The sequence below is a fragment of the Tabrizicola sp. genome, assembly GCF_031377265.1.
Lineage (GTDB): Bacteria > Pseudomonadota > Alphaproteobacteria > Rhodobacterales > Rhodobacteraceae > JAUYQR01.
The window spans coordinates 1-8,064 of the sequence record NZ_JANMET010000375.1 but is presented as its reverse complement, the minus strand read 5'-3'; the positions used below and the strand labels follow the sequence as shown (position 1 = coordinate 8,064).

General features: G+C 62.2%; 10 protein-coding genes and 1 pseudogene. 7 read left to right on the top strand and 4 right to left on the bottom strand.

Annotated elements, in window-relative coordinates:
- A partial coding sequence (locus RMO18_RS19935; RefSeq protein WP_309668266.1) for an MBL fold metallo-hydrolase occupies positions 1–266 on the bottom strand: 266 nt, incomplete at its 3' end.
- 43 nt (positions 267–309) lie between these two features.
- Here RMO18_RS19935 and RMO18_RS19930 point away from each other — a divergent pair.
- Positions 310–1,635 (top strand): ATP-binding protein, encoded by a 1,326-nt coding sequence (locus RMO18_RS19930; protein WP_309668265.1) that lies wholly within the window; start codon positions 310–312, stop codon positions 1,633–1,635.
- Positions 1,636–1,737: 102 nt separating this feature from the next.
- Here RMO18_RS19930 and RMO18_RS19925 read toward each other — a convergent pair whose 3' ends face one another.
- Complete coding sequence (locus tag RMO18_RS19925; RefSeq protein WP_309668264.1) at positions 1,738–2,211, bottom strand: CAP domain-containing protein; 474 nt, start codon at positions 2,209–2,211, stop codon at positions 1,738–1,740.
- Between the two features lie 257 nt (positions 2,212–2,468).
- Here RMO18_RS19925 and RMO18_RS19920 point away from each other — a divergent pair, with 257 nt between their 5' ends.
- The 6 genes from RMO18_RS19920 (at position 2,469) to RMO18_RS19895 (ending at position 6,684) form a co-directional block, all read left to right on the top strand.
- Positions 2,469–3,080, top strand: a complete 612-nt coding sequence (locus tag RMO18_RS19920; RefSeq protein ID WP_309668263.1) for a CDP-alcohol phosphatidyltransferase family protein — start codon at positions 2,469–2,471, stop codon at positions 3,078–3,080.
- A 143-nt stretch (positions 3,081–3,223) separates the two neighbouring features.
- Positions 3,224–3,856, top strand: a complete 633-nt coding sequence (locus RMO18_RS19915; protein WP_309668262.1) for an ATP-dependent Clp protease proteolytic subunit — start codon at positions 3,224–3,226, stop codon at positions 3,854–3,856.
- Positions 3,857–3,993: 137 nt separating this feature from the next.
- Positions 3,994–5,256 (top strand): ATP-dependent Clp protease ATP-binding subunit ClpX, encoded by a 1,263-nt coding sequence (clpX, locus tag RMO18_RS19910; RefSeq protein ID WP_309668261.1) that lies wholly within the window; start codon positions 3,994–3,996, stop codon positions 5,254–5,256.
- 170 nt (positions 5,257–5,426) lie between these two features.
- Positions 5,427–5,801, top strand: a complete 375-nt coding sequence (locus tag RMO18_RS19905; protein ID WP_309668260.1) for an NADH:ubiquinone oxidoreductase subunit NDUFA12 — start codon at positions 5,427–5,429, stop codon at positions 5,799–5,801.
- Positions 5,801–6,295, top strand: a complete 495-nt coding sequence (gene mlaD, locus RMO18_RS19900; RefSeq protein WP_309668259.1) for an outer membrane lipid asymmetry maintenance protein MlaD — start codon at positions 5,801–5,803, stop codon at positions 6,293–6,295. The genes RMO18_RS19905 and mlaD overlap by 1 nt, the downstream gene beginning before the upstream one ends.
- Complete coding sequence (locus RMO18_RS19895) at positions 6,292–6,684, top strand: DUF2155 domain-containing protein (protein WP_309668258.1); 393 nt, start codon at positions 6,292–6,294, stop codon at positions 6,682–6,684. Before mlaD ends, RMO18_RS19895 begins: the two co-directional genes overlap by 4 nt.
- Here RMO18_RS19895 and aat read toward each other — a convergent pair.
- Both aat and RMO18_RS19885 read right to left on the bottom strand, forming a co-directional pair.
- Positions 6,606–7,286 (bottom strand): leucyl/phenylalanyl-tRNA--protein transferase, encoded by a 681-nt coding sequence (gene aat, locus RMO18_RS19890; protein WP_309668257.1) that lies wholly within the window; start codon positions 7,284–7,286, stop codon positions 6,606–6,608. The two genes, RMO18_RS19895 and aat, sit on opposite strands and share 79 nt — an antisense overlap.
- A 28-nt stretch (positions 7,287–7,314) precedes the next feature.
- Positions 7,315–8,064 (bottom strand): annotated as a pseudogene (locus RMO18_RS19885) (acetyl-CoA carboxylase biotin carboxylase subunit); the annotation flags it as partial.

Genomic DNA, 8,064 nt, shown 5'->3' with positions numbered 1-8,064 from the left:
CCGGTGGCGGCTTTCAGCGGCGCGGCAGCAGGCGAATGGTCACGGTGCGTGTGCGTGCAGATGATCGCTGTGATGCGCTCGCCCTCCGTGGCGGCGAGGATGCCATCGATATGCGCGGGATCGGCGGGACCGGGGTCGATCACGGCAACCTCGCCCTCTCCCACGATGTAGGTATTCGTCCCCGCCCCGGTGAGGGGCGAGGGGTTCGGGGCCAGAACGCAGCGTAAACCCGGCTCGATCCGTTGCACCTCTCCGTGTCGCGCCATCCCAAACCTTTGCCTTTCCGCCCCGAACGGGTACGCTCTGCCCATGTCCGTCCGCATCAAATCCGTCGTGCCGCGCGGCCTTTACGGCCGGGCCGCGCTGATCCTGATCGTGCCCATCGTCACGATCCAGCTGGTCGTGTCTACCGCCTTTATTCAACGTCATTATGAGGGCGTCACCCGGCAGATGACGCAAGGGGTGGCGATTGATCTTGCGTTTCTGCTGGAGGAAGTGGCGCAGGGCGCGACGCTTGCGGCGTCACAGGAACGGGTGGCCAGCGTGGCGAACGCTTTGGAAATGAGCGTCACTTTGCCCGCCGGGCCAGATGCGCCGCAGGTGGATTACCGCGGCAGATTCGATCTATCGGGCGGGGTGATCATTGAAACCCTGCGACCGCGCTTGCAGTCGTTGCTGGCAGCCGACGTGACGAATGACGAGGGGGTGGTCCGTCTGTTGTTCGACACCGCGAAGGGGCCGATGGAAGTGGAGCTGCCGCGCCGACGAATGGCCGCCACCAACCCGCATCAGTTGCTGGTTTGGATGATCTTCACGTCGATCCTGATCACGGTGATCGCCTATGCCTTCCTGCGCAATCAGTTGCGACCGATCACCAAACTGGCACAGGCCGCCGAGAGCTTTGGCAAGGGCAGGCCGGTGTCGTACCGGCCGCGCGGGGCGCTGGAAGTGCGGGCCGCCGGGCGTGCCTTTCTAGACATGCGCGCGCGGATCGAGCGGCAGATCGAACAACGCACGCTGATGTTGTCGGGGATCAGCCACGATCTGCGCACGCCGCTTACGCGGCTGCGGCTGGGGCTGTCGCTGATGCCGCAGGATGGCGAGGTGGCCGCGTTGCAGGCGGATGTCGGGCAGATGGAGCGGATGGTCGATGAGTTCCTGTCCTTTGCGCGCGGCGATGCGATGGAAGGGATGGAACAGTCGGACGTCGTGGTACTGGTGCAGGCGGTGGTCGAGACCGCGGCGCGCGACGGGTCCGATGTGACGCTGACCGAGATCGAGGGTGATGCGGATCTGGTCAAGATGCGCCCGCAGGCGGTGACGCGGGCGGTGGAAAATCTGGTCAACAACGCGCGGCGCTACGGCAGCAGGGTGGCGGTCAGTTTGGTGTTTTTGCCAACAAGCGTGTGGATCCTGGTCGAGGACAACGGACCCGGCATTGCGCCGGACCAGCGTGAAGAGGCGCTGCGCCCGTTTGCCCGTCTGGACAGTTCGCGCGATCCGAACCGGGGCGGAGGGGTGGGGCTGGGCCTGTCAATCGCCGCCGATATTGCGATGAGCCACGGCGGTACGCTGCGGCTTGGCGAAAGCGACCGGCTGGGCGGGCTGAAAGCGGAACTGGTGATCGCGCGGTAGCGGGGGCCTGTCGCTGACGGATGATGCGTGGTTACCTTGAGTTCAGCCTGTGCGACAACCATCCGGAAAATGAGGGTTGGCCTGGACTGCGGACCGAAGATCTTACTTCGACTTGCCCATCACTATGATCCAGTGCAGCCGGCTGTCAGGTGCTGCGCTGAGCGCGATGCCGACGCCGATATCTCTGACCTGACCCATCAGCATGTTCTGCTTGTGCTTGGGCGAATTCATCCACCACTCCACGGCGCGTGCGCCCGAGGCAAAGCCGCGCCCGGTGTTTTCGGCGGCTGTGCGGTAGGCATATCCCGCGCGGCGCAGGCGGGTCTTCAGGCTGCCCCCGTCGGACGAGACATGGCTGATCGACATGCGCTTGGCGTTGTCGCAGGCATGCCCCTGTGCCGCTTTGTCAAGAGTTGTCGACAGCCGCACGGGTGACAGACCACGAGCCTTGCGTTCAGCATTCAGGTTGTCGATCAGTTGTGCCTGCATGGCACCGGAGTTTGACGGAATGTTGCAGGCGGATGCCATCGTTCCAAGGGAAAGAACGGCCACTGTGGCCACGGCTGCGATTGTCATTCTGATCACTTCGGGACACTCCAGCGTTTGAGTTGGCGGCGTTTTGGTTGTTTGTTGGTGTCACCGGTGTTGGGCGATACTGTGGCGAAAGGTGGGGCAGAGTGTGAAAATGGCGAGAGTCTTTTGCGATCAGCTTCCGTTACAGGCGAGTTGTTGCCTGATCGGATGCGAAGGTTCGGGGTTTCTACGTCAACGTGATTGGTCTAGCCGGGCCTGAGATGAAATGGTCTGGCCGGGATAAGGGGACGGGAAATCGGATGCTGGACGGATTGATGCGCGAGGTGATTGACGTGCCGCTGAACCGCGGTGGTGGCTGGCTCGCCGCGCGAGGCTTTTCCGCAAATGCGGTTTCGCTGGCCGGGCTTGGCCTTGGGCTGCTGGCAGCAGGCCTGATCGCGCTGGGATATTCGGGGCTTTACGTGGTCGTGCCGTTGTTGGCCAGCCGCCTGGCGGATGGTCTGGACGGCGCGGTTGCCCGTGCCAACGGCAAGACTGATTTCGGCGGTTATCTGGATATCGCCTGCGACTTTGTGTTCTACGGCGCGGTGCCTTTGGCCTTTGTGTTGCACGATCCGACGCTGAACGGGGCTGCCGGGGCGTTCTTGTTGGCGGCGTTCTATGCCAATGGGGCGACGTTTCTTGGTTTTGCCGTGCTGGCCGCAAAGCGCGGCATGGAAACACGCAGCCGGGGCGACAAGTCGCTGTATTTTACGGCTGGCCTGCTGGAAGGCACGGAAACCATTGTGTTCTTCGTGATCATCAGCCTGTGGCCCGCCGCATTTGTACCGGCCGCATGGATTTTTGGCGTCCTGTGTCTGGTGACTGCGGTCAGCCGGGTGATGCTGGCCCGGCGGGTATTCGGCGATTGATCAAGTTCAGGGCGCTACGCACACACCGATGCGCGTTGCGGCGGGAATTCGCGGGTGCTGCCCTTGCGGCCCCCGCGACGCGCCACTAAGACTCTGGCAACACTCAAGCGTTAGTCATCAAGCGACAGACAGGCAGGACCCCCATGCGCGATCCCGTTGACCACTACATGAACACCCTCGTACCGATGGTCGTCGAACAGACGAGCCGGGGCGAGCGGGCCTATGACATCTTCAGCCGGCTGCTGAAGGAGCGGATCATCTTCCTTGGTGGCCCGGTGCATGACGGCATGTCGAGCCTGATCTGCGCGCAGCTGCTGTTCCTGGAATCGGAAAATCCGTCCAAGGAAATCTCGATGTACATCAACAGCCCCGGTGGCGTGGTGACGAGCGGGCTGTCGATCTATGACACGATGCAGTACATCCGCCCCAAGGTTTCCACGCTGGTGATCGGGCAGGCCGCGTCGATGGGCAGCCTGTTGCTGGCCGGCGGTGAAAAGGGCATGCGCTTTGCACTGCCGAATTCCGAGGTGATGGTGCACCAGCCCAGCGGTGGCTATCAGGGTCAGGCGACGGACATCATGATCCACGCCGAGCATACCCGGAAACTGAAGGAACGGCTGAACCGGATCTATGTGCAGCATACCGGCCAGGAGCTTGACACCGTGGTTGCCGCATTGGAGCGCGACAACTTCATGTCGGCACAGGAAGCCAAGGATTGGGGCCTGATCGACAGCATTCTGGAAAGCCGTGGCAAACTGGACGACACGGCGAAGTAAGCACAGTCCCCGCATCGGCAAATCGGTGCGGGGCGTTTTGCGATTGTGGAGCCTTTGGCCTTGGCCTAAGCTTTGCGAATTGGGTGACCTGAGCCGTTAGACCGGACAGGGTGTGGGACAGTGGCAGAGGACTGCGGATGGCGAACAATTCAGGCAGCGACAGCAAGAATACTCTGTACTGTTCCTTTTGCGGCAAAAGCCAGCATGAGGTGCGCAAGCTGATCGCGGGACCTACGGTGTTCATCTGTGATGAATGCGTCGAGCTGTGCATGGACATCATCCGCGAAGAGACCAAGACCACGGGTCTGAAGTCCAGCGATGGGGTGCCGACCCCGCGCGAGATCTGCAAGGTGCTGGATGATTATGTGATCGGCCAGATCCATGCCAAGCGGGTGCTGAGCGTGGCGGTCCACAACCACTACAAGCGGCTGAACCATTCGGCGAAATCGGATATCGAGCTGTCGAAGTCCAACATCCTGCTGATCGGCCCGACCGGCTGTGGCAAGACGCTGCTGGCGCAGACGCTGGCGCGAATTCTGGATGTGCCGTTCACGATGGCAGATGCCACAACGCTGACCGAAGCGGGCTATGTTGGTGAGGATGTGGAGAACATCATCCTCAAGCTGCTGCAAGCCAGTGAATACAATGTCGAACGCGCCCAGCGTGGCATCGTCTATATCGACGAGGTCGACAAGATCACCCGCAAGTCCGACAACCCCTCGATCACCCGTGATGTCAGCGGCGAGGGCGTGCAGCAGGCGCTGCTGAAGATCATGGAGGGCACGGTGGCCTCGGTGCCGCCGCAGGGCGGGCGCAAGCATCCGCAGCAGGAATTCCTGCAGGTCGACACGACGAACATCCTGTTCATCTGTGGCGGTGCTTTTGCGGGTCTGGAAAAGATCATCGCGCAGCGCAACAAGGGCAGTGCCATCGGCTTTGGTGCCGATGTGAAGGGCCCCGAGGAACGCGGCGTGGGCGAGCTGTTCAAGGAGCTGGAGCCGGAAGACCTGCTGAAATTCGGCTTGATCCCGGAATTCGTTGGCCGCCTGCCGGTGATCGCCACCCTGACCGATCTGGACGAACCGGCACTGGTCACCATTCTGACCGAACCGAAAAATGCGCTGGTGAAACAGTACCAGCGGCTGTTCGAGATTGAAGGCGTGAAGCTGACCTTTACGCCGGATGCACTGGTCGCTATCGCCAAGCGGGCGATCAAGCGCAAGACCGGCGCGCGCGGGCTGCGGTCGATCATGGAAGACATCCTGCTCGACACGATGTTCGAACTTCCCGGCATGGACCGTGTCGAAGAGGTCGTGGTCAAGGAAGAGGCCGTGAATGTTGGTGCCAAGCCGATGCTGGTCTACACCGAAAGCAAGAAGAAAGAACCCGCCAAGGCCTGAACGGTCGGGCAGGGTGAACATGGGGCGGGCGCAGGCCCGCCCTTTTTCATGACTCGGGCGGGCAGTGCAACTGTGTTCGATGCGCGCCGGTTTGCCGCCGCCAGGTGGCTTGGCCCTAGACCTTGCGCGGGGATTGGGCCATATGGAAAGCAACGATCCCGGAGGCCGAAATGTACTTCCTGAAACGCATGTTGACCTGGTGGAACAGCCAGACCCTCGGCACCCAGCTTTTTACTGCCCGTCGCGGCGTGAAGGTGGGTGAGGATGGCGGCGGTAACGTGTTTTACGAAACGCGCGATCGCAAGCGCCGCTGGGTTATCTTCAACGGCGATATGGAGGCGAGCCGGGTCAGCCCGGATTGGCACGGCTGGCTGCACCATACCTGGGACCAGCCGCCGACAACCCAGCCGCTGAAGCATCGCGCCTGGGAAAAGCCGCACCTGGAAAACATGACCGGAACCGATGCCGCCTATGCGCCGGTCGGGTCGATCCGCAAGTCCGACCTTGCGGCCCGGCGCGATTACGAGGCGTGGCGGCCCGAATAATGGCTGAGAATCGCGCAGAAGTTCTGGCCGGGGCGGGGGTTCTGGCAGTTGCGGCAGGGTTCTTCCTGTATGCCGCGCAGGGCAGCGGACTTACGCGTGAGGCGGACAGCTATGCCCTGACCGCAAGCTTCCGGTCGGCCGAGGGGATCAATGTGGGGTCCGACGTGCGGCTTGCAGGGGTGAAGGTCGGCAGCATCACCGCGCTTTCGTTGAACCCGACAACGTATTTTGCCGATGCGGTGGTCGAGCTTAAGAACGACATTATGTTGCCGACGGATTCGGCGATTCTGATCTCTTCCGAAGGCCTTTTGGGCGGAAACTTTGTGGAGATCATCCCCGGTGGGGCGTTGGAAAACCTGGAGCCCGGGGCTGAGATCGAGGATACGCAGGGTGCGGTCAGCCTGATCACCCTGCTGATGAAGTTCGTTGGCGGCGATAGCGCTGATGCGGCCAGTGCTGATACGGCCAGCGGCAGTGAAGTGCCGGCACCATGAAGGCGGCGCTTTTTGCCTTGGTGCTGGCCGGGCCGGTTGCGGCGCAGGACTTTACTGATTCCGAAGGTGGGACGCTGCGCTGGCTGGACAAGCTGACCAGTGAAACCGGCGATGTGGAGCTGAGCCGCGGACAGGCGGCGCAAGTCGGGCGTCTGGTGGTGCAACTGGACAGTTGCCACTACCCGACCGACAACCCGGTGGCCGATGCTGAGGCGCATCTGACGATCGTGGATCAGTCGGTGGGAAAGACCATTTTCAGCGGCTGGATGCTGGCCTCATCGCCGGCGCTGTCGGCACTTGATCACCCGCGCTATGACGTGTGGGTGCTGCGCTGCGTGATACCCGAAGGCGCGGCGGTGCCTGACACCTCGGATGCCGAGGGCGAATAGCCTTCGGGACAGAACTGCGCGGAGTGGGTCAGCGCCGCCTCAAGCTGGCGGTGATAGTCGGCCCGGGGCAGCTCGATCCCGCCAAGCGAGGCCAGGTGCGGGGTCAGGAACTGCGTGTCAAACAGCACGAACCCACCCGCCCGCAAACGGTGAACCGTGTAGGTCAGCGCCAGTTTTGACGCATCGGTGCGGCGCGAGAACATGCTTTCGCCAAAGAACGCGGCACCAAGGGTGACGCCGTAAACGCCGCCGATCAGGATGTCACCTTCCCAGACCTCGATGCTGTGGGCAAAGCCCCTGTCATGCAGCGCGCGGTAAAGCGTCTGGATCTGCTGGCTGATCCAGGTTTCCGCACGCGCGGCGCAGGCGCTGACCACGGCGTCAAAGGCGCGGTCTACGGTGACGGTGGCCTGACTGGTGCGGATGTGCCGGGCCAGTTTGCGCGAGATGTGAAATCCGTGCAGCGGCATCACCCCGCGGCGGCGCGGGTCGACCCAGTGGATCGTTGGATCATCGCGACTTTCGGCCATGGGGAAAATGCCCATCGCATAGCCGCGCAGCAGGGTTTCGGGTGACAGATCGGGCTGGGGTCCGATCTGCATCAGCGCAGGGCCGGGGCTGCCGCCCCGGTCAGGTGCCAAACTGCGCGGCCAGCCATTTTTCAAGCCAGTGGATGGTGTAATCGCCCGACTGGATATCCGGTTCAGCAAGCAATAGGTGGAAAAGCGGGGTTGTTGTTTCGACACCGTCAACAATCAGCTCTCCCAGCGCGCGTTTCAGGCGTGCTAGGGCTTCGGGCCGGTCGCGGCCGTGCACGATCAGTTTGCCGATCAGACTGTCGTAATAGGGCGGGATCGAGTAGCCGGAATAGAGCGCGCTGTCCATCCGCACACCATAGCCGCCGGGGGCGTGAAACATTTTCACCTTACCGGGGCAAGGCGAGAAGTTTGGCAGTTTCTCGGCGTTGATGCGGACCTCGATGGCGTGGCCGTTGATCACCAGTTCGTCCTGGGTGAAGGACATGCCCATGCCGGCGGCGACGCGGATCTGTTCGCGCACCAGATCTACACCGAAGATGTATTCGGTGACCGGGTGTTCGACCTGCAGGCGGGTGTTCATCTCGATGAAGTAGAACTTGCCGTCTTCGTACAGGAATTCGATGGTCCCCGCGCCGATGTACTTGATTTTGGAGACGGCGTCGGCGCAGACCTTGCCGATTTCGGCCCGCATCTTGGGCGTGATGGCAGGGCCGGGGGCTTCTTCGAACACCTTCTGGTGGCGGCGCTGCAAGGAACAGTCGCGCTCGCCCAGATGGACCGCGCCGCCTTTGCCGTCGCCGAACACCTGAATCTCGATATGGCGCGGTTTTTGCAGGTATTT

Excerpts from the sequence above, each read along its gene's own strand:
- RMO18_RS19915 (WP_309668262.1), top strand. The coding sequence starts at position 3,224 with ATGCGCGATCCCGTTGACCACTACATGAACACCCTCGTACCGATGGTC.
- aat (WP_309668257.1), bottom strand. The coding sequence starts at position 7,286 with ATGCAGATCGGACCCCAGCCCGATCTGTCACCCGAAACCCTGCTGCGC.
- RMO18_RS19905 (WP_309668260.1), top strand. The coding sequence starts at position 5,427 with ATGTACTTCCTGAAACGCATGTTGACCTGGTGGAACAGCCAGACCCTC.
- RMO18_RS19930 (WP_309668265.1), top strand. The coding sequence starts at position 310 with ATGTCCGTCCGCATCAAATCCGTCGTGCCGCGCGGCCTTTACGGCCGG.
- mlaD (WP_309668259.1), top strand. The coding sequence starts at position 5,801 with ATGGCTGAGAATCGCGCAGAAGTTCTGGCCGGGGCGGGGGTTCTGGCA.
- RMO18_RS19895 (WP_309668258.1), top strand. The coding sequence starts at position 6,292 with ATGAAGGCGGCGCTTTTTGCCTTGGTGCTGGCCGGGCCGGTTGCGGCG.
- RMO18_RS19925 (WP_309668264.1), bottom strand. The coding sequence starts at position 2,211 with ATGACAATCGCAGCCGTGGCCACAGTGGCCGTTCTTTCCCTTGGAACG.
- RMO18_RS19920 (WP_309668263.1), top strand. The coding sequence starts at position 2,469 with ATGCTGGACGGATTGATGCGCGAGGTGATTGACGTGCCGCTGAACCGC.
- clpX (WP_309668261.1), top strand. The coding sequence starts at position 3,994 with ATGGCGAACAATTCAGGCAGCGACAGCAAGAATACTCTGTACTGTTCC.